Raw genomic sequence first — 24,946 nt, 5'->3', positions numbered from 1 at the left:
AAAAAAATGCGCCAAATTGGCGCATTTTTTGTTTAACGATGTTGCCCGTTTGGGCATCACTGCGTGGGCTAGGCCACTTCCTCTTCTGCAAGGTCGAACGAGGCAGCAATCAGGTTACGCGTGTACTCGTTTTGTGGGTGATGGAAGATTTCCTCTGGGGTACCGGCTTCCATGACTTTCCCTTTTTGCATCACCATCACGCGATCGGATAGGGCACGAACCACACTCAAATCGTGGCTGATAAACAGATAACCGATGTTATGGCGTTTTTGGATATCTTTCAGCAAGTCGATGACCGTCAGCTGCACGGAGCGGTCCAGTGCCGAAGTTGGCTCATCCAGCAAGATAAACGCAGGGTTCAAAATCAACGCACGTGCTATCGCGATACGCTGACGCTGACCGCCGGAGAACTCGTGCGGATAACGGTTGATCGCTGAGGTATCTAGACGTACCTCATACAGTGCATCTTTCACCCGCTCGAGACGTTCTTTTTTGCTCAACTCGGGGAAATGCGTGCGCAAGCCTTCGGCAACAATTTCACCGACTGTCATGCGTGGCGACAAAGAGCCAAATGGGTCTTGGAACACCATCTGCATATCGCGGCAAAGCGCTTTGTTCTCGCTGTTTTTGATCCCGTGAATATCTTGGCCTTTAAAGCAAACGCGACCTTCAGCGACGGGTAACAGGCGCATAATGGCGCGGCCTAGGGTCGATTTCCCTGAGCCAGACTCACCGACAATGCCCAATGTCTCACCACGGCGCAGTGATAAGCTGATATCGCTGACCGCCTCGAAATAGCGTTTGTTGCCACCAAAGAAGTCTGCCCCCAAGAAGTACTTGATGGTGACGTTATCCACCGTCAGCAAGTTTTCTGCATCGTCCTGCGGGGCTTCTTTGCGGCCACGCGGCACGGCGTCGATCAGCATCTTGGTGTAATCTTTTTGTGGATTGTCGAACAGGGCTTGGGTGTCGTTGGTCTCGACCACTTCACCCTTGCACATGACCACCACACGATCGGCCAGGTGTTTCACCACGCCGAGGTCGTGCGAGATAAACATGATGGCCATGCCCATTTTTTGCTGGAGCTCACCAATCAGATTAAGCACTTCCGCTTGCACCGTGACGTCAAGGGCGGTGGTTGGCTCGTCGGCAATCAACAAATCCGGTTCGTTAACCAGTGCCATGGCAATCATGATGCGCTGAAGCTGACCGCCAGAAAACTCGTGCGGATACTTCTCTAGCGCGCTGGTAGGGTTAGGCAAGTGAACCAGGTTTAACAAGTCGATGATGCGCTGTTTTGCCTTCTCAGCTGTGGTGCGATGGTGACACTGAATCGCTTCGGTTAACTGCTCGCCAACACGCATGTAAGGGTTAAGCGAAGTCATCGGCTCTTGGAAGATCATGGCGACACGATCGCCGCGCATCTTCTGAATTTGCTTGGTGGATAGCGTCAAGACATTGGTGTCATTAAAGGTCACTTTAGAGGCCGGCTTAACTAATGCGTTATTGGGGAGCAGCCCCATCACGGCGCTACTAGAAACCGATTTTCCTGACCCTGATTCACCAACGATTGCCACGGTTTCACCGGGCATGATGTCAAAACTAACATTTTTAACGGCATCGACCATGCCGTCGTTGGTCGTAAATGACACACTCAGGTTTTCGACACTGAGAAGTGGCTTAGAAGCAGATGAAGACATCATCACCTCACTGGTTGATTATTCGACGTCACGAGTTCACCAATAGCCATAGACGCTGAATGCGCTCAGTATCGTTGGCACGGCAGATACTCGATGATTTGGATGGTCGCCTGCGATTTATGCGCAAACGCCCGTCATTCGTGTTGGGTTGGTCATTGTTGGCCGGAGCCACAATGCACGCCCTGATGCGGATATCAGCCAGCTGGAGCGTTTCATCAAAGGCCAAAACAGGCATGATGAACAGCTTGCGCCAGTGGAAGAGGTAGGATACGAGTGTCGCGATAACCGAAAGACGCTTAAGGTTACCTCTCCTTGCGAACACAGCTTTTCAACATCATCCGGTGTTGAAACCAAGCAGCGTGAATATCCATATATCACCCACACAATATACGATTCGGATATAAAAGCAAATCGTTATTGCGCGCAAGGTTTGTGATGCCAGAGTTTGACCTGTCAGACAAAAACACCCTTGTTGACGCGTTATACAGTGAAATATCTGTCTTGTGCGCGCGACACATAGTCGCGCGCCTATGCAATGACTTACTGACGGTCGAACTCAAGGCGCGTTGAATAGCGTTCGTCGCTGTGTTGACCGTGCTCAAAGGCAATTTGGCCATTGACGATAGTCATATCAATGCTAGAGCCGAAAGTGTGGCCGTCAAACGGTGACCATTGGCATTGGTAGAAGAGGTTATCTTGACCAACCGTCTGGGTTTGGTTGAGATCCACCAGCACTAAATCGGCCCAATACCCTTCACGGATAAAGCCGCGATCTTTCACCTGATAGCGAACTGCAGGGGCGTGTGCGACTTTTTGCACCACCAAAGGCAAATCGAAGATACCACGATGATAAAACTCTAAGGCCACTTGTAACGCATGTTGCACAAGTGGCAGGCCAGCCGGCGCGTTGAAGTAGCTGTTTTGCTTTTCTTCAAACGTATGGGGGGCATGATCGGTGGCAATCACATCAATCACGCCGTCTTTGACCGCTTGAATCAGTGCCTGCTGATGGTGAGCTTCTTTGATCGCTGGGTTACATTTGATCAACGTGCCTTTTGTCGCGTAATCATCTCGGTTGAAAAACAGGTGATGGACACAGGCTTCAGCAGTGATCTGCTTTTGCTGCAGGGCTTCGAGCGTTTTGGCTGGCTCAAACTGATACAGTTCATCTTCGGTGGTCAAGTGCAGCACATGCAAACGGGTGCCGTGCTTTTTAGCGAGGTTAACCGCCAGCTGGGATGATTTAAGGCACGCTTCTTTAGAGCGAATGTGCGCGTGGGCATCAATCGGCACATCTTCACCATATTTCTCGCGATAGATGCTCTCGAGTTCGCTGATCATGGGAGTGTCTTCGCAGTGGGTGGCGATGAGCGTGGGACAATCAGCGAAAATGGCGTTGAGTGTCTCTGGATCATTCACCAGCATATTGCCGGTGGAGGCGCCCATAAACACTTTTACCCCGCAGGCGCTATTTGGGTCTAAACGACGAATTTCGTCAATATTGTCGTTGGTCGCGCCGAGGTAAAATGCATAGTTAGCATGGCTGGATTGCGCGGCGCGTTGGTATTTTTCTTCCAGCGCGTCTAGTGTCGTGGTGGGTGGGTTGACGTTAGGCATTTCCATATAGGTGGTAATGCCTCCCGCGACCGCCGCTTTGGATTCGGTGGCGATGGTGCCTTTCTTTGGAAAACCGGGTTCACGAAAGTGCACTTGGTCGTCAATCATCCCAGGGAGAAGGTGCTTGCCAGTGGCATCAATCACGCGGCAATCGGCCGCGGCGGGCGCGCTGATATCTTGGGCGACTTGGCTGATTCGGCCATGCTCAATGAGGACGTCCGTTTCAACAACTTGTCCTTCGTTGACAACGGAGACATTCTTAAATAATAGGGTGGTCATGCTGTGATCCTTACATGTCAAGGCATTGCCGCTATGGTAACGCAATCGATTACTTGATTCAGCCCCTGATTGTTTAGGGAGATTAACCAAGTTTTAACCGGATGTTGACGCAATTGTTGTACATTAGCACCGTCAGCGTATTGCCCTTCAAGTAGGGCTGCCGCATACTTGGCGCGGTAAACAACAATAAAAGGGAGTGAACCATGGCGGAAGAAACAATTTTTAGCAAAATCATTCGTAAAGAAATCCCTGCGGATGTTTTGTATCAGGATGAACTCGTGACCGCCTTTCGCGATATCAACCCGCGTGCCCCTGTGCATATCTTAGTCGTGCCCAATAAGTTGATTCCGACCACTAACGATGTGGATACCGATGATGAGCTTGCGCTGGGACGTATGATTACGGTGGCGAAAAAATTAGCCGCTGACGAAGGGATTGCCGAAGACGGTTACCGCTTGATCATGAATTGTAATCAGCATGGTGGGCAAGAGGTTTACCACATTCACATGCATCTAGTGGGTGGCCGGGCGCTGGGGCCAATGGTGGTTGGCTAGTCGAGACAAGCGTTAAGAGGGTAAGAGTATGGGTAAATGGTTGTGTTTACTGGCAACCCTGAGCCTGTTGGCTGGATGTGCCACCGGCAAGCCATCTCTTTCGATCACGCCAGGACAATCTGTGGTTTATTCGGATAATACACTGGCGCAGGTACTCGACGTTAAACGGCGGGCGTGTGCCGGTGCGAAGACCATTCAACAAACCTGTTTAACGCTTATTAATCGTAGCCAGCACTCCCAGTGGATGCGTTACCGCTTTTATTGGTACGACAAACAAGGGCTGCAAGTGGAGGCCTCGCCGTCTGAGTGGCAGCGTATTTCGTTGCCCGCGAAGGCCTCTAAACGTATTAATACTCGGGTGCCGACCGCGAGCGCGACCCAGTACCGCATGGTGATTGTCCACTAGCGTGTCTCCTTACGTCGAGATCAACAGCCAGACTCATACTTATCCTTGAGGAAATAACAATGGCACTTGTCCGCTTTGCTTCTTTACCCATGCCGTCGGCGGGGCGACAGTATTCACTGCGACAGCCTTCACTGCGACAGCGTTCGCTGCGACAGCCTTCACTACTTACCACTCTGCTCATGGCGTTTTTCTTACTGACCGTGGTTGGCTGTGCGCCACGCACACAACCGGTTTATCAACCGGGTGCGCAGAGCCCATCGACAACGACTCCCTCTCGTCGGCCTCATCCGAGCTTGGATCAGGCAATGCACGCGGCAGTAAGTGGACTACTTGACAGCCAGCCGTTGCAATCGTCACCCGTCACCCTGGTGCAGCCCATTCAAAACCTGAGTAACCACTACTTTCCGACACAAACTTATTCCGAGCAGCTTAAAGCGGGGTTAGTCACTGCTGGCCGCATTACGCCAGTGCCTGAGGCGAGAGTGCAAGCGGTGCGTCAGTCACTTGGGCTTGCGCAAAATCAAGCATTGGTCGACCCGTCTACCATTGTTCAATATGGTCGAATGCTGGGGGCTGAGTACCAGCTGAGTGGCAAAATAACGGCGGGAAGCCCCTATCATCTGCGCCTGCAACTGATGGACTTACACTCTGGTGTGATTGCGTGGCAAGGGGTTGAGACGTTTGTCAGTGAATGATTGGTCTCCGGCACTCGACGCGCCAATTAACACGGCACTGAGCCGCTTTTACGCCAAGCCGACAGAGATAATCCACACTGAACCACTGGCCGCCGGTTTGACCAATCGTTGTTGGCGCGTTACCGATTCACAAGGTGGACAGAGTGTATGGCGTCCTAATAGCCAAGCCGTCAGGGCGTTTGATATCGATCGGGCGCGCGAAGCAAACGTACAATCCTTGGCCGCCAATCATGGGTTGGCACCTCAGCCGATTGCGCTGTTGGCCGAAGGCTTACTGGTGCCCTGGGTGCCAGGTCAGCCGCTTGATCAATGTAACGATGATCACGCAGCGATCTTAATCGACCTGTTGGTTCGTATACACCAATTACCGGTTGAAATTGAAACCGCCTCGGTTGATGCACAATGCCAGCATTACGAGCGGCAGCTATCAGCCGCGAACGTGCATCGTCTAGCGGATATTAAAGCCTGGGCAATCGCGCAGCGACCTGCCGAAGAGGGCGATATTCCGGTGCTGTGTCACATGGATCTGGGCGCTTACAACGTTGTGATGACGCCCCATCGTGGCGCTGTCGTGCTTGATTGGGAATATGCACGTACGGCCGATGCGCACCTTGATATTGCGCTGTTTTGTCGTGCCAATGCCCTACAGCCTGATGCGGTGATTGAAACCTATTGTGCGCAGCAACAGATAAAAGCGACGGAGGCGGTGCGCAGGCGCGTCTTGGCGTGGTTGCCGTTTGCCGACTATTTGGCGCTATGCTGGTATGAGGTAGGTGCGAACTTGTATCGGCTACCGGCCTATAAAGAGGCGGCTAATCAGCTTTTTGAACAGCTGGCGGCACAAAGGCGAGGCTAATTGAACACGGAGGAAGGGATGGTCAAACAAGGTTGTCGAACAGGGTGGTTAGTTGGCTGTTTGCTTTTGCTGGTAGGCTGTACCACAGAGCTGGCCTATAACACCTTGCCGTTTTGGATTCATTACTACATTGACGATATTGTCAATTTGCGCCCCGAACAGTCCCGCCAAGTCAAAGCCGACCTCGACAAGATTCAACAATGGCACCGCACACACGAATTACCGGCGATTGCTGAGCGCTTAGGACTGATCGCCACACAAAGTACCGAACGGCAAACCATGGCGCAATTACGCGCGCATCAAGACGCGGTGAAAGAGAGAATTCGCGCGACATTACAGGCTTTTGTGCCCGCCACCGCACGTTTACTTGATAGTTTTGACGATGAGCAAGCGCAAGCACTGACGCAGTGGATGGAAGAGGAAATTGAACAAGCCACTCAGCGCCGCGCCAAGCGTTCTGAGGACGAGCAATTTGCCTATCAGCGGGATGACTTAGAAGAAGATACCGAAGAGTGGGTGGGTGATACCGGCCGCCATCAGCAGCCGCTCTTCGCCGAAATGGCGCAATACCAACAAGCGGCGATGCCGACATTCCGTCAAGTACGTGAGCGGTTAGTCAGCCGCCTGTTCAACATTATCAATAACAGACAATCGATTGATACCGAAGCGGCGTTGTCGCAATGGGTGAATGATGTGGTGGCGTGGCGAGCCGGGCCAGATACGGAAACCGAAATGGCAATCTATCGTTCTCGGCGGCTGGATTGGCTGCTGCGCCTGGATCGCAGCCTGGATGACGAACAACGCAACCGCTTAGTGGAAAGTCTTAATGAGTGGCAAACGCGCCTTAGTGACATGAGCCGTTGAGCCTTGACTAGCGCAATGTCTGCTGGAGCGGGTCGCGTTATCTTATTATCGGGACGAGGTGTGACATCGTGGCGGGTCAAATACCCTGATTATTTCTAGGGTGATCTTGCTCATTTTTCTGTCCGGAGGGCTATGCTATTGATAAGGGTCACAGCTTTGCGACAACCAAGGATGGCTTTACATGATCATATATCTTCACGGTTTCGATGCCACGAGCCCAGGCAACCATGAAAAGGTGCTGCAGCTCCAATTTGTTGATGACGATGTGCGCACCATCAACTACAGCACCATGCACCCCAAGCACGATATGCAACACCTGCTGAAACAAGTTCAGACGCAAATTGAAGCAAGCAGTGATCCAGCCCCTTTGATTTGCGGCGTGGGGCTTGGTGCTTATTGGTCTGAGCGCATTGGCTTTCTGTGTGGCATTAAGCAGGTGATCATTAACCCCAACCTTCATCCTTATGAAAACATGCAGGGCAAAATCGACCGTCCGGAAGAGTATGAAGACATTGCCACGAAATGCGTTACCGATTTTCGCCAACGTAATCAGCAGCGCGCGTTGGTCATTTTGTCGCGAGAAGATGATGTGTTAGACAGTCAACGTAGCTACCATCTGCTGTCTCCGTTTTATCCCGTACGTTGGGATGAAAAACAAAGCCACAAATTTAAAAATCTCTCCGCCCACCTACAAGCCATTGCCGAGTTTAAACAATCGGCCTAATGCCATGCTCGTAACCACAGTGTTGCGAGCATTTGGTGTAATTTTCCTACATGTAATCCATTAATTAAGCGCAGACAAGGCTCGAAGTAATTGTCGTTTTACGGCAAAATAGAGCCTTGCGTTGACGAACAATCCAATAAAAAAGAACGCAGAATACGCAACAGATGTTGTTAGTTACTGACAAAATGCCAATGAGTGCCAGTTTTAGCCAGTCGCCGATGGGCGACTAGCGTGTATTTTTTTAGTTAGGTAAGGATGTAGAAGTGACCAAAATTATCGTTGTCGGTGGCGGTGCAGGCGGGCTTGAGCTTGCAACCAAGCTGGGCCGCACGTTAGGCCGCAAGCGCCGAGCAGAGATTACCTTGGTGGACAAAAATAGCAGCCACCTTTGGAAGCCGTTGTTACACGAAGTCGCGACAGGGTCGATGGACGAAGGCGTCGATGCGCTCAGTTACCGTGCGCATGCTAAAAACCATGGTTTTGACTTTCAAATGGGCACGCTGTGGGACATTGATCGTGACCAGAAAGTGATCACGCTAGCGCCCATGTATGATGAAAACAACGAACTGTTGATGCCTGAGCGTGAGTTGGATTACGACATCTTGGTGATGGCGATTGGCTCAACGTCGAATGATTTCAATACGCCAGGGGTACGGGAAAATTGCATTTTCCTCGACAACCCTAAGCAGGCGCATCGTTTCCGTCGTGAGATGAACAACGAATTCATGCGATTGCACGCCAAACACGGCCAAGGCAGTGTCGATATCGCCATTGTCGGGGCCGGTGCCACCGGGGTGGAGCTGTCTGCCGAACTACACAACGCGATTAAAGAACTGCGGAACTATGGCTTCCGTGATTTAGATAACTCGAAACTGAACGTGACCTTGGTTGAAGCCGGTGAGCGGATATTACCCGCATTGCCGCCACGCATTTCTAGTGCCGCACATCAAGAATTATTGAAGTTAGGTGTGAAGGTGAAAACCAATACCTTTGTCACCAAGGCCGATGAAGAAGGGCTAGAAACCAAAGAAGGCGAGCGCATTCATGCTGATATTATGGTGTGGGCCGCTGGCATTAAAGCGCCTGACTTTTTGAAAGAGATCGCCGGTTTAGAAACAAACCGTATCAATCAGTTAGAAGTGAAAAATACCCTGCAGACTACCCGTGATGACGATATCTTTGTGATCGGTGACTGCGCGGCGTGCACGCAAGAAGACGGCAGCAAAGTACCGCCGCGAGCACAATCTGCGCATCAGATGGCCAGTCGCTGTTTTAGTAACATTGTGGCGACGTTGAATGGGCGTGAACTGAAGCCGTATGTGTTTAAAGACCACGGTTCGTTAGTCTCACTCAGCCGCTTTTCTACCGTGGGTAGCTTGATGGGTAACCTGACCAAAGGCTCGATGATGATTGAGGGCCGGATTGCTCGCATGGTTTATATTTCTCTATACCGGATGCACCAAATTGCGTTGCACGGTTATGTCAAAACCGGTTTGATGATGCTGGTTGGGCGGATTAACCGCGTGTTGCGTCCGAGTCTAAAGTTGCACTAAACGTTGCGCCTGAATCAGGCACCGCGACATTAAACGATAAGACCGGGGCATGCCTCGGTCTTTATTGATCGTAGTCAATAAAGGTAGACATTATACTCGCACAAGTCTTGATGGGTGACTATTTTACATTAGTGGTGACTAAATAAAAAATATCATCAGGAGGAGCAATGCGTTCAATCATTAAGACGGTTATTGTCGCTACCGGACTTATAGCGAGTCAGGTTGCATCAGCATTACCCCGCAACGAACCCGTCTCGCCGATTACCCCGCCAGAAGAGATCCATATCGGAAAAGCCGAGCTTGGTAAGAAACTGTTTTTTGATCCACGGCTATCTAAGTCTGGCTTCATTTCGTGTAATTCCTGCCATAACCTCAGCATGGGTGGCAGTGATAACCTAAAAACGTCGATTGGTCATAATTGGCAACAAGGCCCGATTAATTCGCCTACCGTTTTGAACTCTAGCTTGTCTATTGCTCAATTTTGGGACGGTCGCGCGTCTGATTTGCAAGAGCAGGCCGGCGGGCCGATCGCGAATCCAGGAGAGATGGCGTCGAACCATGTACTCGCCATCGATGTTCTGCAGTCCATTCCGCAATATGTGCGTGAATTCAATCAAGTGTTTGGTGTCACGGAGATCACGATTGAGCACGTGACGGATGCTATTGCCGAGTTTGAGCGTACCTTGGTCACGCCCAACTCTCCTTTCGATCAGTGGTTAATGGGGGATGATTCTGCGATCAGTGATTATGAGTTGGCGGGTTATCGTCTGTTTGTCGAGTCAGGGTGCGTGGCATGCCATAACGGCAGTGCGTTAGGTGGTACCTCGTTCCAGAAAATGGGCTTGCTTGAACCTTATCAAACTGAGAATCCCGTCGAAGGGCGTATTGCGGTGACGGGTAAAGACGCGGATCGCTTTATGTTCAAGGTGCCGACGCTACGTAATGTGGAATTAACCTATCCGTATTTCCATGACGGTGAAGCGCAAACGTTAACAGAGGCGGTCGACATTATGGGACGTCTGCAATTAGGTCGTAAGTTTACCGATGATGAAAATGCGAAGATTGTGGCGTTCTTACTCACATTGACTGGCGATCAGCCGAGCTTTGACTTGCCGACACTTCCACCTTCCAACGCTGATACCCCAGTGCCTCAGCCGTTTGACGATTAAGTGATGTTGCCAGCTCGTGCCGGTTAGCACTGGAATGAGCTGGCATTTTGCATGATAGTGGTTGCCGCCTGACATGAAAGGCGTCACAATAGCCCCGCAATCAAGATTATTGATATCACTTCTAGAGCAACCCTCCTGACGCCGAGTTTTTCTCATACCACGATATTGATATTCATGACCCTAAGTGATGGGCCATGCGGCCTGTGACGACATTTTTAATTTATTGAGATCAATTGATGAGTTTCTCCTCTTTAGGACTATCTGCACCACTATTAAAAGCCGTAGAAGAGCAAGGCTATACCACACCCTCACCGATTCAGGAAAAAGCGATTCCAGCGGTGATTGAAGGGCAAGACGTGATGGCGGCCGCGCAAACCGGGACGGGCAAAACCGCAGGCTTTACTTTGCCTATTTTAGAGCGTTTACAAGCAGGTAAACGCGCGCGACCTAACCACGTTCGCACCCTGATTCTGACCCCAACCCGTGAGCTTGCCGCCCAAGTGCATAAAAATGTTGAGCAGTACAGCCAGCATACATCGCTGAGCTCTATGGTGGTATTTGGCGGGGTGAAGATAAACCCGCAGATGATGAAGCTTCGCAAAGGCGCTGATGTGCTGGTGGCGACGCCAGGGCGTTTATTGGATCTGTATCAGCAAAATGCGGTGCGTTTTTCTCAGCTGGAAGTGCTGGTGCTGGATGAAGCTGATCGCATGCTAGACATGGGGTTTATTCGTGATATTCGTAAGATCTTGGGACTGTTGCCAGCCAAGCGTCAAAACTTGCTGTTCTCTGCCACTTTCTCGGTTGACATCCGCCAGCTAGCGAAAGAGCTGGTGAATAATCCGGTTGAGATCTCGGTGAGCCCTGCGAACCAAACCGCGACAGGGGTGGAGCAGTGCATTTATCCGGTTGATAAAAAGAAAAAGCCCGCGATGCTGCTTTCTTTGATTGCTGACAATAACTGGCAACAGGTGCTGGTGTTTAGCAAAACCAAGCACGGCGCCAACCGCTTGTCGCGTTATCTGGATGAGTACGGCGTAAGTGCCGCCGCCATTCATGGTAACAAGAGCCAAGGCGCGCGCACCAAAGCACTTGAACAATTCAAAACCGGTGACGTGCGAGTGTTGGTGGCAACGGATATCGCAGCGCGTGGTATTGATATTGCCCAATTGCCACAAGTGGTGAACTTCGATTTACCTCATGTGGCGGAAGATTATGTTCACCGTATTGGTCGCACCGGTCGCGCGGGGGCGGTAGGCAATGCCGTGTCTTTGGTGTGCGCTGATGAAGCCAAAGATTTGTTTGCCATTGAACGCTTGATTAAACAGGTTCTCCCGCGCCATAGCTTGGCGGACTTTCCGGTGGCGAATCCAGTGCCAGAGTCTAAACTCGACACGCGTCCGATCAAGCCCAAGAAGCCGAAAAAGAATAAACCGCGTCAGGATGGTCAACGCTCTGGTGACAATGCACGTGGCCACAAGCCGGTAGGGAAAAATCGTCGCCATACCGACAAACCAAGCGGCGGTAAGCCAGGGGCGGGTAATACGTCGCGAGCGCGCGGTGAGGCCAATTCGGCTAACAAACCCCGTCGTGCGCGACCAACGGGTACGAAAAACAGCGCATAATGCGGTACCTGTTTGCGGAAGATTAATGAGAAAACCGGCTGTTGGCCGGTTTTTTGTTTTAGATTACCTTAGCCAACTGCGCCAATACCTTATCAATGGCGTTACCGATTTTTGCCACGTGCTCTATGGTCTCTTCTGCCTCATCAATCACCTTTTGTGCTTGGCGTGCATGGGTGATAAGGCGATCCAACTCGTGCGCATCCTGCTCAAACTGGTCGCTATGCAAGGCAATCATGCTGGTATGATAGTGATAAAGTTGCTCGCCTAGCTGTTCTCTTTTTCGTTGCAATGGTTCCAGTTGTGGCCCAATCAATGTTTGACTCAAAAACCGGTCGAGGCTGTCGTAATTCGATTTCAGTAGGTGATAGCTTGTTTCGTTGGGGCTCATGGTCACTCCTCTAGCTGCTGTTGAAAGTCGTTAAGCGCATCAAGGTGGTGCTTGGTGGTCTCAATCGCACGGCGGGCGCTTTGCACAGAGGCGGTATTATCTAGACGGAGTGAATCAATGATTGCGTTATGCATGGCCACATAGTCCGATAAGGTACGATCTAAGCGTGCAAAGTAGGCATTCAGTCCCAGTAGCTTTTGTTTGGTGTGATAAGCATGGCGGTAGGCTTTAAGCCGCTGATCATAAGACGTATGGAAGGTGATGCAGCGAGTCTCGCGACGTTGCTGGCAGCGATTCGGGTTGTTTAGCAGTTGCATACGAATCGATAGGGCTTGATCTAAAGCGACCCGGGTTGCCATTTGCCAATGGGGGAGGTCTTGACGAAGACGCGCAATAGTTTGCTGTATCACGGGTTGTCCTGCGTCCATTACGGCCAGCAATTGTCGATGACGCGTTGTATCGCTCATTGCGCGGCCGAGTGCATTGATACCGGTCGAGACAATCGCGATATCAGCGTCTTCCACCGACTTAATGTCGTGAACAAAAGGATTGTCGCGAAGAGAGCTCAGGGTGTCATGTAGTTGCTCAGATGCCTGGTCGATTCGCGCATTGTGATCCTCGGTGGCGAGTGCGGAGAGAAGCTGGCTGTAGCGGACGAGATCGGCGAGGGCTTGTTGTTGTCCGGTATCGGCAATTGGTGTGATCTTGAGTTTGGAAGCCGGAAGCCCATCGCGCACTGCACGCGATAGAACCGCGTCAACACGCGCCTGTTTCGCGCTAACGTAGACAGATTCAACGGTGTGATGCACCTTGATGGACTGTTGCGCATAGTCTTTGACCAGTTGCTGAGAGGGTTGGGACGTGCAGCCAGCTAAGGTAAGAAGCGCAACCAAAGTGACTGTATTGCGGTATTGAACGAGAGCAGGCGGGAAACACATATTCATAGGCCAATTCACCGATAAATGAGACTTAATCAATGAGTGTGGCTGCCGGGCGGCGATTATAAATAGCAATAAAGGCTTTTTAATTGAATGTGGCATCAATAGCCACAATTGATGAAATTGATATCTTTATCTTTTACATGAAAGTGACGAATAGAAAAGCGCCTTGTCATCGTGAGTGATGACAAGGCGTGAGCGGATATCTGGTGAGCAGGCTAGTTCGCTTTGCGTACTTGAATAATCATTCCCATCATGGGGTTATCCAAATAGTGAATTTCGCCACTGCGCATCCGTCGTTTGTGCGTGAACGCGTAAGGCTGCAAAAAGCGCTCGATGTGGTACTGCTTCTTCACCTTTTCTAGGCCCGCGACTTGTACGTTATTCGTGTTTGATGAGGCCCCTTGCTGCGCATCTGTGGTTTGCAGTGGCATATTGACCACGTCTTCCACCAGTGCGCGCCGCTCGCTTGGCTCTCGTAGCACCATGTCGGCCTCGACGAACAAGTAATGCTGGACGTAGACGCGCAGTGTGCCATCTAGCTCATAGAGGGGCTGGCGAGGGGGCGCGGTTTCAAGCGCCTGCTCATCCCACGCTTGTTCGCTATCTGACGCTGTATTGCTTGACGGGGTGGCTTGCGCTGTCACCGGCGTACCGTCTGGATTAAAACGGTCGCGATAGTCTTTTCCGGCACTGACACGCAGCAAAGGCAGGGCAGCGCGGCCACTGTCATCTTGACGCCATGCAACATGCACCATGGGCGTAAAGCCCGCATGGTTAGACAGTTTGTTGTAGGCATTTGTCAGCTGCCATTGACTACGAGGTAGTGGGGTCAGTCCTGCATTTTGTAGTGCGCTGTTGTTCGTCACTGGCGTTGCACGACGTACCGATCCCATATCGGTTTGTGCTGGCCAGCTTTCCTCCACGCTAGCAGGGTCTTGGTTGCGCTTAAACACAATCAATTCGACATCATAAAGTCGCTTAGCTAAAACCGTTTGGCTAAGTGAGATCAGTAGCAACGCCCAAAGGCTCTGCTTGGTATAGCGTGCTAGCCAGCCTGGTGGGTGACATGAATGATTTTTCACAGGTTACTCCGTTTTCTTTGGCAAGCCATTATGCGACCAGTTGGTGACTTGCAAATTGAGTCAACAGCTCATCAATAAAGTTCATCCGCTCCCGTCGATCGGTGAGACTTTCGATAAACTTAATTTTGGTTGGCCCGTCAAATTTATACTTGTCTGGCCGCGATTGTAACAGCCCGACCAAGAATCCGGGATCAATTTGCGCGTCCTCATGAAACTCGACCATGCCGCCACGATCACTGGCTTCGATCTTTTTCACTCCTAATGCCGCGGCGCGTATCTTGAGCTGCTGGATATGAAGGAGGTTTTTGGTGGCGTCAGGCAGCAGGCCAAAGCGGTCTATCAGCTCAACTTGCAGCTCATTAATATCATCGTTGGACTTAGCGCTGGCAATGCGTTTATACATCGATAAACGCATATTGATATCGGGAATATAATCATCCGGTAACAGCGCAGGCAAACGCAGCTCAATGTCTGTTTGTTCATTCAGCAATACATCTAAGCTCGGCTCTTTGCCTTCTTTTAGTGCCTCGACGGCCTGCTCAAGCATATCCATGTACAGGGTGAAACCGACCGATTGGATTTGACCACTTTGCTCGTCACCGAGTAGCTCACCGGCGCCGCGTATTTCTAGATCTTGGGTCGCGAGGGTAAAGCCAGCGCCAAGGTCTTCGAGCGAGGCAATGGCGTCCAGTCGTTTCACCGCATCTTTGGTCATCCGTTTTGGATGGGGGGTCAGCAGATACGCATAGGCTTGGTGGTGCGAGCGACCGACACGGCCACGCAGTTGGTGGAGTTGTGCGAGGCCAAAGTGATCGGCGCGATCAATAATAATGGTGTTGGCTGAGGGAATATCGATACCGGTTTCGATAATGGTGGTACATACCAGCACGTTGTATCGTTGATGGTAGAAATCGCTCATGATCTTTTCTAGCTCACGTTCGCGCATTTGGCCATGGGCCACGGTCACGCGTGCTTCTGGGATCATTTCACTGATTTCATTCGCCGTTTTTTCTATGGTCTCGATATCATTGTGTAAAAAGTATACCTGGCCACCGCGCATAATCTCACGCAGCAATGACTCTTTAATTAGGGTATCTTCGCGTTCACGGACAAAGGTTTTTACCGCGAGGCGGCGTGACGGTGGGGTGGCGATAATCGAGAGATCGCGCATGCCACTCATCGCCATATTCAGTGTTCTGGGGATCGGCGTAGCGGTTAATGTGAGAATATCGACGTTGGCTCGCATCGCCTTAATTTTCTCTTTCTGGCGAACCCCAAACCGGTGCTCCTCATCAACAATCAATAAACCGAGGTCGCGTAGCTTCACATCCGATTGCAGTAACTTATGGGTGCCAATCAGAATATCGACCTTACCCGCTTCACAATCGGCCAAAATTGCTTTTTGCTCTTTTGCAGACTTAAAGCGTGACAACACCTCCACTCGGACGGGAAGGTTAGCAAAGCGGTCGCGGAAATTCTCGAAATGCTGTTGCGCCAGCAAGGTGGTGGGGACTAACACGGCAACTTGCTTGCTGTTATTGACCGCTAAGAAGGCGGCACGCATGGCCACTTCGGTTTTACCAAAGCCGACATCGCCACATACCAAGCGATCCATGGCAATGGGGCGACACATATCCGAAAGTACCGCGTTGATCGCTTGTGATTGATCACTGGTTTCTTCAAACGGGAAAGTCGCCCGGAAAGCGCGATACGCGTCTTTGTCATGGCTAAACGCAAAGCCAGGCTTGGTCTCTCGTTTGGCATACACATCGAGTAGCTCAGCGGCGACATCACGCACTTTCTCTGCGGCGCGGCGGCGTGCTTTCTCCCAGGCTTCTCCGCCAAGCTTATGCACGGGAGCGGCATCTTCTGCGCCGCCAGAATAGCGACTAATCAGGTGTAAGGCGCCAACCGGAACATATAACTTGGCGCCTTGCTGGTATTCGAGCGTCATGTACTCGGTTTTGAGCCCGCCCGCTTCCAGAGTTTGTAAGCCTTGGTAGCGTCCAATACCATGCTCGAGATGGACAACGGGCTGGCCGGGTTTTAGCTCCGCCAAGCTTCTGATCACCGCATCGCTGCTGACACTTTGCTTGCGTTTATCGCGCCGGCGCTGCTGCACCGCGCGCTCACCAAACATGTCGCTTTCACAAATCAGGGCAAATTGTCGGGTGTTATCAATAAAGCCTTGGTCTACCGGGCCGATGATTAAGCCAAATCGACCGGGTTGCGACAAAGCTTCTTGCAAGCCGTCGGCCACCATGGGACGAATTTTGGCTTGGGCGAGAAGATCCAGCAGAGCCTCGCGTCGTCCTTCCGATTCGACCGAGAAAACCAAGGTGCCGCTAAATTGCTCACTAAATTGGCGTAGCGCCGCGAGGGGCTCCTTGGCTTGGTGATTGACCGTCAACGTTGGCAGCGGCGCAATGTCGAGGTTTTCTCGCCCCGCTTTTTCTGTGACGCTGTCACTTTCTAGCTTTAAGCGAGGGTACTGCTTTAAGGTGGTGTGTAAGCGCTCTTTACTGAGCCACAACGCCTCGGGGGGTAACAGTGGGCGAAGCGGGTCGACACGTCGTTGATCATAGCGGGTTGCCACGTCGGCTTGGAAATGGTCAATCGCACTGTCAATATCCCCGACCGATAAAACCAAGGTGTTGTTCGGTAAGTAATCGAACAAGGTTTCGGTGTGTTCAAAAAACAGTGGCAGCCAGTATTCAATCCCAGCCGGCCAGGTTTTTTTACTCACTTGTTGGTAAATAGATTCTGGCTCTCGGCGCGCCTCAAAATGCTCGCGAAAACGGCCTCGGAAATATTCCACTGCCGCGTCATCGGTGGGGAATTCATGCGCGGGTAATAGCTGGATCTGTTCTAGCTCACCCGTGGAGCGTTGGTTTTCTGGATCAAATTGGCGAATGGTATCGACTTCATCATCGAAAAAATCGATCCGGTAAGGTTCGTCACTGCCCATTGGGAACAAGTCGAGAATCGAGCCTCTGCTCGCAAACTCGCCATGCTCCATCACTTGGTCAACGTGGCGGTAGCCGGCGTCTGTCAGCTGATCACGCAACTTCTCAAGCGATAAGATATCGCCTTTTTTCACCATTAAGGCATGTTGATGGAGAAAATGTCGCGGCGTCACGCGCTGTAATGCGGTGCTCGCGGGCGCAATGAGTACCCCGTCTTGTTGATGAGGAAGCTGATACAGGCAAGACAAACGCGCGGAAATAATATCCTGATGGGGAGAAAAACTGTCGTAAGGCAGGGTTTCCCAATCAGGCAGGAGGTCGCAGTTACCCTGGGTAAATTGACGAATGGCGGGCTGCAAACGCACCGCAGTCTGGTTGTCGGGCACCAAAAGGAACACCGGACCGGCGTGTTGCTGGGTGAGCGTCGCAATGGCTAGCGGTAACGCAGCCCCTGATAAATTGCCAAGATGTTTGACGTCGCCTGGCCCTGAGGGCAGGGTAAAAGCATAGAGCGGTTGTTGGGTCATGAGTTTAACTGCTTGATTGTTTTCGGTTTCGTGCACGCTTTTTTAGTAGTTTTTGCTGATGATGCAGCGCCGCACGAATGAGCGTGTCGCGGTCTTCTTCCAATAAACGCGTGTACTGAATTTGGATCACATAGTCAGGGTTTTCTTGATCGCTGTCGGTGTGAGGCTCGCATCTCGTCACGACGCCGTAGCAATAGATGGCCGTTGGCGGATAATCGAGAAACAACTTCACGCGCGCGTGCACGCCTTTTTTAAGCGGCGAATGACTATGATAAGAAAAACTGCTCGCCCCAAAGGCGTGTGTCACAAAGCGATGGTCGGGCTGATCTTCGTGGCTGAGCATATAGCCCATCATCAGTGTCATTTTTTCGTTTTGCGCCTGCAGCACCCGGAATAACGCAGAGGCATCCTCCGGATCGATCGCTTTAAGATCTTTTTCTACGTCGCTATCGAGCTGGCCGCATTGACTCGCCAGGCGAAAAGGTGCCGGGATTTCGGCGGTAAAAGCCTGCGCATCTGGCTGGGCTTGATTGTCAGCAAGAGGCTCAACATTAATGCGAATCGCCGCTCGCACAGAAAAATATTCGTCTTGGCTCATCACTGTGCCTTAGATTGCAGTTGTATTAATGATTATCACGCACCCTTGGCAAGAGGTAAAGATCAGTCGCAGTTTCTGGGGGCGGTGAGGCGTTAATTGGGGTGACAATGGTGCCTTTCGTACAAGGTCGGCTTGGCGTCCCCCCATTGGACAGGTATGCTTGCAGCGAATCAAAACAATAAGCTAGGTGCGCTATGTTTCAACCCTTGTCGGTGTTTATTGGCTTGCGATACTTACGCGGCCGCTCAGCCGACCGTTTTGGACGCTTCGTCTCCTCGATGTCGACGGCAGGCATTGCCATTGGCGTGATGGCGTTGATCACCGTCTCGTCGGTGATGAATGGCTTTGAAGCTCAGCTGAAAGGCCGAATTCTCGGCGTGTTGCCTCACGCGATTATTGCCAACGGGCAAGCAAACCCAGATCAAACCGCGATTGAGCGTTGGCCTCACGTGATTGATACGGCGCCGATACAAACCACGGATGCCGTGATTCAAAGCCGCAAAGGCTTAAGCGCCGGCTTGTTAGAGGGCATCGACCCCAGTGCACATGAGCCCTTGGCTTCCCACCTATTGCAAGGTGAACTGTCGGCACTGGCAGCCGGGCGCTATCAAGTGATCATTGGGCGTAGCATGGCCACTGAGTTACAACTTCGCGTCGGGGATGCTGTCCGCGTGATGGTAACCAGTGCGAGTCGTTTTACACCGATAGGTCGGATCCCCGCACAGCGCTTATTTACGGTGGCGGGTATCTTTCACACAGGGACGGATGTCGACGGGCAATTAATGCTGGCTAACATCGACGATGTGGCGAGACTCAGTGGGGTGTCACCGTCTCAAGCCAACGATTTACGCCTGTTTTTAGATGATCCATTTGCCATTACCCAATTAAAGGCAAACGCTGAACCCGATACATGGACGGATTGGCGTGTTTGGCGCGGCGAGCTGTTTCAAGCGGTAAAAATGGAAAAGAACATGATGAGCTTGATGCTCAGCCTGATTGTGATTGTCGCCGCGTTTAACATTATTTCCGCGCTGATCATGGTGGTCATGGAGAAACAATCTGAGGTCGCGATTTTAAAAACTCTTGGGATGCAAGATAAAGACATTGTTGCTGTCTTTATTGCCCAAGGCAGTTTGAGTGGTGTGCTGGGCGCCGCGGTAGGTGGCGTGCTCGGTGTGATCCTATCGGCATACATCAATGAAATCATGTCTATTTTTGGTGTGAGTCTGCTGGGTAACGGCCTAGCGTTACCTGTGGTTATTAATCCTTTTCATGTGGCGATGGTATTAGGCTTAGCGGTCGTGCTAAGTGTGCTAGCCACGCTATTTCCTGCGTTTAAAGCGGCATCTGTTCACCCTGCTGAGGCACTGCGTTATGAGTAAATCTTTGTTGTCCTGTCACCGCGTCAGTAAAACGTATCAAGAGGGCGGACAGCCGACCTGCGTGTTAAACGATGTTTCCTTGACCATTGCCCCGGGAGAGCTGGTGGCGATAGTGGGCTCCTCTGGCTCGGGGAAAAGTACATTATTACACACCTTAGGGACGCTTGATTTGCCCTCGGAAGGTGACGTGTGGATTGAGGGTGAGGCGGTCAATGCGATGACGGCCAAGCAGCAAGCAAAGCTGCGCAATCAAACGCTTGGGTTTGTGTATCAATTCCACCATTTGCTCGCCGATTTCACCGCGCTGGAAAATGTGATGATGCCGCTTTTGATCAACAAAATGAGCCACAGCGCCGCGTCTGAACGTGCGACGGCCATGCTCAACGCGGTAGGGGTCGGACACCGGCTCAGCCATCGCCCGGCAGAGCTATCAGGTGGCGAACGGCAGCGTGTGGCCATTGCACGTGCATTAGTCAATGAACCCAAGTTGGTACTGGCCGATGAGCCGACCGGCAACTTGGATCATACCACTGCGCTCGAAATCTACGATTTGATGCGCCAGTTAAATGCCCAACATGGCACGGCCTTTTTAGTGGTAACCCATGACGGTGAGCTGGCAGCAAAATTGGATCGTCAACTGACCATGCAAGACGGTCAGTTGCTGGGGCAGGAGGGAGCATGAAGCCTTTATCGTTGGCCATCGGTCGTCGTTTTAGTCGCGCCAGACAACGCAATCGCTTGGTCTCTTTTATTTCCTTATCGTCAGTGATCGGGATTGCGGTGGGGGTGATGGTGATCATTGTGGGTCTGTCTGCGATGAACGGCTTTGAGCGCGAACTGAATCAACGTGTGCTGTCTGTGGTGCCGCATGCACAAGTGTTTGGTGTCAATGGCCCTATCGATAACTGGCAACAGGTCAAACGTCAGACTGAGCAGCATCCCGATGTCGAGGCTGCGGCTCCCTATGTTGAGATGACGGTGTTGATGGAGCATGGCTCTGCGCTGCAACCTGCGCAAATTCGCGCTGTCGATCCGGATGATGAGCAAACCGTGAGTCGTATTGGTGATTATATTGAAGGTGGCTGGGAGAGCTTGCCAGCTGGGCAGTCGCAGATTGTGTTGGGACAAGGCGTGGCGGCGAAGTTGGGCGTCAGTCAAGGAGATTGGTTAACGGTCATGGTTCCCGCGGCGGATAGCCAGCTTGCATTGCGCGCCCCGAAGCGAGTGAGAATGCAAGTGGCTGGACTGTTGCGTCTCGGTGGACAAATCGACCATTCATTGGCCCTGATGCGACTTCAGGACGCGCAAACTATTATGCAAATAGGACAGTCAGTGACCGGTGTGTCTCTAAAGGTGTCTCCAGTGTTGCAGGCCCGTCAGATTGTGCATGAAGTCGGCCAAACGCTAACCACCTATGTGTATCTGAAAGACTGGACGAGTGAGTTCGGTTATCTATATCGGGATATTCAGTTGGTGCGAACCATCATGTATTTGGTGATGGTGTTAGTGATCGGCGTGGCCTGTTTTAATGTGGTTTCAACCTTGATGATGTCGGTAAAAGACCGAGCTGCTGACATTGCTATTTTGCGCACCATGGGGGCGGACGATCGACTGATCCGCCGCATCTTTATTTGGTATGGGCTCTTTTCTGGTGCCTTAGGCAGTGTGTTGGGCAGTCTATTGGGGGTCACCCTCGCCACTCACCTCACGGCGATATTGTCTCAGGTCGAACAGTGGCTCGGGCATCGCTTTTTATCAGGGGATGTGTACTTTATTAATTTCTTACCCAGTGAGCTGCATGCCGCCGATGTCATACTGGTGAGTACCACGGCCATACTGCTTAGTTTGCTTGCCGCATGGTATCCAGCCCGAAGAGCCTGTCAGCTCGAGCCAGCCGCGGTGTTGAGTGCCAAATAGTGGCCATATCGCTTGGTATGCTTTGGTCACTGATACGCTTTATTTTATAAAAACCAAGAGCCCGACAATGGGCTCTTTTTGATCTGCCTCGTTGAACCCTGCAGGGAATATCATGTGTATACGCGGCGCTGACGCCTGCATCGCACTTCTGCCTGACGGCGTTTGGACGCGTTTGGTGCCTCGCGTAGATTAAATCAGGACGATTTAAGAGGGCTTGTTTGGGTTAGGCAACACTTCTTTAATTTTCTTAGGCAAGCGTAACTTACGTTTTTCCCAGCTTCTGACCACAGAATAGCGCCAGATACCGCGTACGGTGAAATAGCCGATGACAGCCATCACCAGTCCGCTGGTGGCGCAGCCTAATAAAAACGGTGGGCCGATGTGGCTCATTTGCTCCGCCAAGTAATGCCACGATAGTTCAAAGTGGAACGGGTATGGGGGACTGTTCATCATCCAGGTGCCGAGCTTATAAGCAAGATAAAAAAGCACCGGCATGGTGATGGGGTTGCTTACCCATACTAACGCGACGGCAAGCGGCAGGTTGACCCCAAACAGAATCGCTAGGCCGGCAGCCATGATCATTTGGCTTGGTAGGGGGACAAATGCCATAAACAGGCCGACGGCAAAGGCACCGGAAGCCGACCGGCGGTTAAGGCACCATAAGTTGGGATCATGCAACAGGCTACCAAACACCCTGAGTGCCTTATTGTCGCGCAATGTTTCACGCTTGGGCATATAGCGTTGGAAAAACTTCTTAGGCATACCTGTTTACATTACCTGGAAATTACGCAATGACGCTGACCTTTACATTGACTGCCGCACTGGCCGTGCTGTCGCTACCTTGGTGGCCAATATTACCGCCAATTTGGGTCTGCATCATGACAGTGATCGTCTTCTTTGTTGGGTGGAAAAGACGTTGGTGGTGGCTTGCTGGAAGCGCGTTAGGACTCACTTGGACTGTATTGTCCGCAAACTTGTATCAAGCCGACGTGATCCACGTCATTTCACACCAAGAGGATACTACAATCAGTGGGACAGTGGGCACCCTTTTCAGCGCAAAAAAGGGGGCGCAAGCGATTATTTTTGACGCCGATAAAATTAATCACACAAGATTGCCGCCTTTTCGCTCAGCCCGAGTGCGTGTTTATTGGCAATCTCCCCCGTATCCTAAGCAAGGCGAGCGCTGGCAATTGGTGGTAACGTTTAAGCCGCCTTATGGGCGATTAAACGAGGCAGGTTTTGATGCTGAAAAATATTATGTTGCACGGCGAGTACATGCCAAAGCTCGGCTAAAAGAAGCAACGCAATTGACTGAGCAAGTGACTTGGCGTCAACAACTACTCGATACGCTTAGTCCCGCTTTATCAACACTGTCCTATGGGCCGCATTTATTGGCATTGAGCCTTGGCGAGCGAGGGTGGTTAACCCCAGCGCACTGGGACACGCTGACGCACAGTGGTTTGGCGCATTTGATGGCTATTTCAGGGTTGCATATTGGTTTGGCCTACGGAATAGGGTGGCAAATCGGCCGTTGGGCGCGCGTCTTTCTCCCGGAACGACGCCTGTTTTTATGGTTGCCTTTGTACGTTGCAGTTGGGGTGGCGTCGCTCTATGCGGCATTAGCCGGGTTTGCACTGCCCACTCAACGCGCGCTCATTGCCTTGATGCTGGTCTCGATCAGTAAACGCTTGGGAGCGCGGATTTCGCCGCTGAATCTGTTGCAGTTAACCTTATTATTGGTATTGCTCCGCGACCCTTTCGCCGGTTTCTCAATGAGTTTTTGGCTCTCATTTGCCGCCGTGGGGGCCTTATGCATGGCGCATTACACACTTGCTCACACCACCGAGGGTCGAAAACAAACACGGTCTTGGCTTCGCCCTATCAAGCAGCTTATCGGTATACAGTTGATTCTATTGGTAGGAATGCTTCCTTTGCAGCTAGGGTTATTTGCAGGGATCAGCGCCGCTGCCACGCCCATTAACCTCGTGGCGGTGCCTTGGGTGGGTATGGTGACCGTACCGCTGGTCTTTGTCGGCCTGCTGAGTGAGAGTTTATCGCTTTCCCGTGTCGCAGATTGGGTGTGGGACGGGGCAAATGCCAGCCTTCAACCGGTGATGGCACTGGCCGATCAGGCGGCGGACACCTGGTTACCCGCCCCAGTCGCTTCGGCAGGCTGGGCAATATCGGCGATGGTGCTCGCTTGGGGACTCTACGGGTGGCATTGGCATCGTTTAAAGGCGGTGATGCTGGTCCTTGTCGCAGCCGTGGTAGCTTGGCGAAACCCCAAACCGGTCAACTGGCAAATGGATGTGTTGGACGTCGGGCATGGGTTGGCGGTATTGATCAGTAAGAATAACCGCGCGGTGCTCTATGACACTGGCAACCGCTGGCAGGTGGGTGGCATTGCTCAGGCGGTTATCGCGCCGATTCTGACACATCGGCAAATCAGGCAGTTAGATGGCCTCATTCTCAGTCATGGCGACAGTGATCACGATGGTGGCGCGACGTTTATGTCTGATACCTATTCACCACAGTGGCGCCGCGCCAGTGAGCGGCGCGTTGGGTATCAAGCCTGTGTGGCCGGCGAGCGTTGGCGCTGGCAAGGACTCACCTTTTCGGTACTCTGGCCTCCGGCACAAAAGCGGCGTGCTGATAATGATGATTCCTGTGTGATCCGAGTGTCTGGCGATGGGCGTAGCGCGTTGCTCACTGGCGATATAGAAGCCAGTGGGGAGGCTGATTTGTTGGCGTCTCTGACCGACAAAAAGGCACTTGATAGTGACATCATTTTGGTGCCCCACCATGGTAGTGCGTCTTCATCTTCCTCCGCGTTTATTCGCGCCGTTGATCCGGTTTGGGGCGTGGCGTCAACTGGGCTTCTCAACCCATGGCAGCTTCCGTCACCAGAGGTGAAATTGGCCTATCAAAACGCCGGTATCACCTGGCTTGATACGGCGGCGAATGGCCAAGTGCGTTGGCAGAGTGTCGGCTCTGGTTGGCAGTTAACACGTTGGCGGCAGGATCGCAGCGATTATTGGTATCGTCAGATGTTTAAACGTCGGCCAGTATATTTGGACGCGGACTTGTAAAAGAGTAGAATGCC

General features: G+C 51.9%; 21 protein-coding genes. 13 read left to right on the top strand and 8 right to left on the bottom strand.

Annotation, left to right across the window (positions count from 1 at the left end):
• Nucleotides 1-68: 68 nt before the first annotated feature.
• Together BZG25_RS11160 and BZG25_RS11155 are read right to left on the bottom strand one after the other, a co-directional pair.
• Nucleotides 69-1,700 (bottom strand): ABC transporter ATP-binding protein, encoded by a 1,632-nt coding sequence (locus BZG25_RS11160; protein ID WP_077639080.1) that lies wholly within the window; start codon nt 1,698-1,700, stop codon nt 69-71.
• Between the two features lie 540 nt (nt 1,701-2,240).
• Complete coding sequence (locus tag BZG25_RS11155; protein ID WP_046073122.1) at nt 2,241-3,596, bottom strand: dihydroorotase; 1,356 nt, start codon at nt 3,594-3,596, stop codon at nt 2,241-2,243.
• Nucleotides 3,597-3,799: 203 nt separating this feature from the next.
• Here BZG25_RS11155 and hinT point away from each other — a divergent pair, with 203 nt between their 5' ends.
• From hinT to BZG25_RS11110, 9 genes are all read left to right on the top strand, one after another.
• Entirely contained in the window at nt 3,800-4,150 is a 351-nt protein-coding gene (hinT, locus tag BZG25_RS11150; RefSeq protein WP_046073123.1) for a purine nucleoside phosphoramidase, read from the top strand.
• Between the two features lie 28 nt (nt 4,151-4,178).
• Nucleotides 4,179-4,556 carry a YcfL family protein gene (locus BZG25_RS11145; protein ID WP_077639079.1) on the top strand — a complete coding sequence of 126 codons (378 nt, stop codon included), beginning with the start codon at nt 4,179-4,181 and terminating at the stop codon, nt 4,554-4,556.
• A gap of 59 nt (nt 4,557-4,615) precedes the next feature.
• On the top strand, nt 4,616-5,251 hold the full coding sequence (locus tag BZG25_RS11140) for a hypothetical protein (protein WP_077639078.1): 636 nt from the start codon (nt 4,616-4,618) through the stop codon (nt 5,249-5,251).
• The gene (locus BZG25_RS11135) at nt 5,244-6,107 is read left to right on the top strand and encodes a phosphotransferase (RefSeq protein ID WP_158010258.1); all 864 of its coding nucleotides are present in this window, start codon (nt 5,244-5,246) and stop codon (nt 6,105-6,107) included. Before BZG25_RS11140 ends, BZG25_RS11135 begins: the two co-directional genes overlap by 8 nt.
• Nucleotides 6,108-6,971: a DUF6279 family lipoprotein gene (locus BZG25_RS11130; RefSeq protein ID WP_131826113.1), complete on the top strand. Its 864-nt coding sequence runs from the start codon at nt 6,108-6,110 to the stop codon at nt 6,969-6,971. It begins immediately after the preceding gene.
• A gap of 181 nt (nt 6,972-7,152) precedes the next feature.
• Complete coding sequence (ycfP, locus tag BZG25_RS11125) at nt 7,153-7,695, top strand: alpha/beta hydrolase YcfP (RefSeq protein WP_046073128.1); 543 nt, start codon at nt 7,153-7,155, stop codon at nt 7,693-7,695.
• A 263-nt stretch (nt 7,696-7,958) separates the two neighbouring features.
• Entirely contained in the window at nt 7,959-9,248 is a 1,290-nt protein-coding gene (locus BZG25_RS11120) for an NAD(P)/FAD-dependent oxidoreductase (RefSeq protein WP_077639075.1), read from the top strand.
• Between the two features lie 179 nt (nt 9,249-9,427).
• Nucleotides 9,428-10,417 (top strand): cytochrome-c peroxidase, encoded by a 990-nt coding sequence (locus BZG25_RS11115; RefSeq protein WP_369795683.1) that lies wholly within the window; start codon nt 9,428-9,430, stop codon nt 10,415-10,417.
• A 236-nt stretch (nt 10,418-10,653) separates the two neighbouring features.
• Nucleotides 10,654-12,042 carry a DEAD/DEAH box helicase gene (locus BZG25_RS11110; protein ID WP_077639074.1) on the top strand — a complete coding sequence of 463 codons (1,389 nt, stop codon included), beginning with the start codon at nt 10,654-10,656 and terminating at the stop codon, nt 12,040-12,042.
• Between the two features lie 58 nt (nt 12,043-12,100).
• Here BZG25_RS11110 and BZG25_RS11105 read toward each other — a convergent pair whose 3' ends face one another.
• The 5 genes from BZG25_RS11105 to BZG25_RS11085 all read right to left on the bottom strand — a co-directional run bounded on the left by BZG25_RS11105 (nt 12,101) and on the right by BZG25_RS11085 (nt 18,544).
• Nucleotides 12,101-12,430, bottom strand: a complete 330-nt coding sequence (locus tag BZG25_RS11105; RefSeq protein WP_077577736.1) for a hypothetical protein — start codon at nt 12,428-12,430, stop codon at nt 12,101-12,103.
• A gap of 2 nt (nt 12,431-12,432) precedes the next feature.
• Nucleotides 12,433-13,374, bottom strand: a complete 942-nt coding sequence (locus BZG25_RS11100) for a hypothetical protein (protein WP_131826112.1) — start codon at nt 13,372-13,374, stop codon at nt 12,433-12,435.
• A 212-nt stretch (nt 13,375-13,586) separates the two neighbouring features.
• Nucleotides 13,587-14,453 (bottom strand): peptidoglycan binding protein CsiV, encoded by an 867-nt coding sequence (locus tag BZG25_RS11095; protein ID WP_077639072.1) that lies wholly within the window; start codon nt 14,451-14,453, stop codon nt 13,587-13,589.
• Nucleotides 14,454-14,481: 28 nt separating this feature from the next.
• Nucleotides 14,482-17,946, bottom strand: a complete 3,465-nt coding sequence (gene mfd / locus BZG25_RS11090) for a transcription-repair coupling factor (protein WP_046073135.1) — start codon at nt 17,944-17,946, stop codon at nt 14,482-14,484.
• 4 nt (nt 17,947-17,950) lie between these two features.
• Entirely contained in the window at nt 17,951-18,544 is a 594-nt protein-coding gene (locus BZG25_RS11085; protein ID WP_046073136.1) for a hypothetical protein, read from the bottom strand.
• A 194-nt stretch (nt 18,545-18,738) separates the two neighbouring features.
• On the opposite strand from BZG25_RS11085, the gene BZG25_RS11080 reads away from it, so the two are divergent.
• The 3 genes from BZG25_RS11080 to lolE are packed head-to-tail and all read left to right on the top strand — an operon-like array spanning nt 18,739 to nt 21,843.
• Nucleotides 18,739-19,926: a lipoprotein-releasing ABC transporter permease subunit gene (locus BZG25_RS11080; RefSeq protein WP_077639071.1), complete on the top strand. Its 1,188-nt coding sequence runs from the start codon at nt 18,739-18,741 to the stop codon at nt 19,924-19,926.
• Nucleotides 19,919-20,608, top strand: a complete 690-nt coding sequence (lolD, locus tag BZG25_RS11075) for a lipoprotein-releasing ABC transporter ATP-binding protein LolD (protein ID WP_046073138.1) — start codon at nt 19,919-19,921, stop codon at nt 20,606-20,608. The genes BZG25_RS11080 and lolD overlap by 8 nt, the downstream gene beginning before the upstream one ends.
• Nucleotides 20,605-21,843: a lipoprotein-releasing ABC transporter permease subunit LolE gene (gene lolE, locus BZG25_RS11070; RefSeq protein WP_077577742.1), complete on the top strand. Its 1,239-nt coding sequence runs from the start codon at nt 20,605-20,607 to the stop codon at nt 21,841-21,843. The genes lolD and lolE overlap by 4 nt, the downstream gene beginning before the upstream one ends.
• A 204-nt stretch (nt 21,844-22,047) precedes the next feature.
• Here the strand turns inward: lolE and BZG25_RS11065 are convergent, their stop codons facing one another.
• Complete coding sequence (locus BZG25_RS11065; RefSeq protein WP_046073140.1) at nt 22,048-22,605, bottom strand: DUF2062 domain-containing protein; 558 nt, start codon at nt 22,603-22,605, stop codon at nt 22,048-22,050.
• 116 nt (nt 22,606-22,721) lie between these two features.
• On the opposite strand from BZG25_RS11065, the gene BZG25_RS11060 reads away from it, so the two are divergent.
• Complete coding sequence (locus BZG25_RS11060) at nt 22,722-24,932, top strand: DNA internalization-related competence protein ComEC/Rec2 (protein WP_158010257.1); 2,211 nt, start codon at nt 22,722-22,724, stop codon at nt 24,930-24,932.
• Nucleotides 24,933-24,946 lie beyond the last annotated feature (14 nt).

The sequence above is a fragment of the Salinivibrio sp. ML198 genome (assembly GCF_001996015.1).
Taxonomy (GTDB): domain Bacteria; phylum Pseudomonadota; class Gammaproteobacteria; order Enterobacterales; family Vibrionaceae; genus Salinivibrio; species Salinivibrio siamensis.
The sequence above is the reverse complement of the archived record's forward strand: the minus strand, read 5'-3'. Positions and strand labels throughout refer to the sequence as shown.

Coding starts and splice junctions, on each gene's coding strand:
- BZG25_RS11060 (WP_158010257.1), top strand. CDS start 22,722: ATGACAGTGATCGTCTTCTTTGTTGGGTGGAAAAGACGTTGGTGGTGG.
- lolE (WP_077577742.1), top strand. CDS start 20,605: ATGAAGCCTTTATCGTTGGCCATCGGTCGTCGTTTTAGTCGCGCCAGA.
- BZG25_RS11160 (WP_077639080.1), bottom strand. CDS start 1,700: ATGTCTTCATCTGCTTCTAAGCCACTTCTCAGTGTCGAAAACCTGAGT.
- BZG25_RS11110 (WP_077639074.1), top strand. CDS start 10,654: ATGAGTTTCTCCTCTTTAGGACTATCTGCACCACTATTAAAAGCCGTA.
- BZG25_RS11065 (WP_046073140.1), bottom strand. CDS start 22,605: ATGCCTAAGAAGTTTTTCCAACGCTATATGCCCAAGCGTGAAACATTG.
- BZG25_RS11085 (WP_046073136.1), bottom strand. CDS start 18,544: ATGAGCCAAGACGAATATTTTTCTGTGCGAGCGGCGATTCGCATTAAT.
- mfd (WP_046073135.1), bottom strand. CDS start 17,946: ATGACCCAACAACCGCTCTATGCTTTTACCCTGCCCTCAGGGCCAGGC.
- BZG25_RS11145 (WP_077639079.1), top strand. CDS start 4,179: ATGGGTAAATGGTTGTGTTTACTGGCAACCCTGAGCCTGTTGGCTGGA.
- hinT (WP_046073123.1), top strand. CDS start 3,800: ATGGCGGAAGAAACAATTTTTAGCAAAATCATTCGTAAAGAAATCCCT.
- BZG25_RS11105 (WP_077577736.1), bottom strand. CDS start 12,430: ATGAGCCCCAACGAAACAAGCTATCACCTACTGAAATCGAATTACGAC.
- BZG25_RS11100 (WP_131826112.1), bottom strand. CDS start 13,374: ATGAATATGTGTTTCCCGCCTGCTCTCGTTCAATACCGCAATACAGTC.
- lolD (WP_046073138.1), top strand. CDS start 19,919: ATGAGTAAATCTTTGTTGTCCTGTCACCGCGTCAGTAAAACGTATCAA.
- BZG25_RS11140 (WP_077639078.1), top strand. CDS start 4,616: ATGGCACTTGTCCGCTTTGCTTCTTTACCCATGCCGTCGGCGGGGCGA.
- BZG25_RS11155 (WP_046073122.1), bottom strand. CDS start 3,596: ATGACCACCCTATTATTTAAGAATGTCTCCGTTGTCAACGAAGGACAA.
- ycfP (WP_046073128.1), top strand. CDS start 7,153: ATGATCATATATCTTCACGGTTTCGATGCCACGAGCCCAGGCAACCAT.
- BZG25_RS11080 (WP_077639071.1), top strand. CDS start 18,739: ATGTTTCAACCCTTGTCGGTGTTTATTGGCTTGCGATACTTACGCGGC.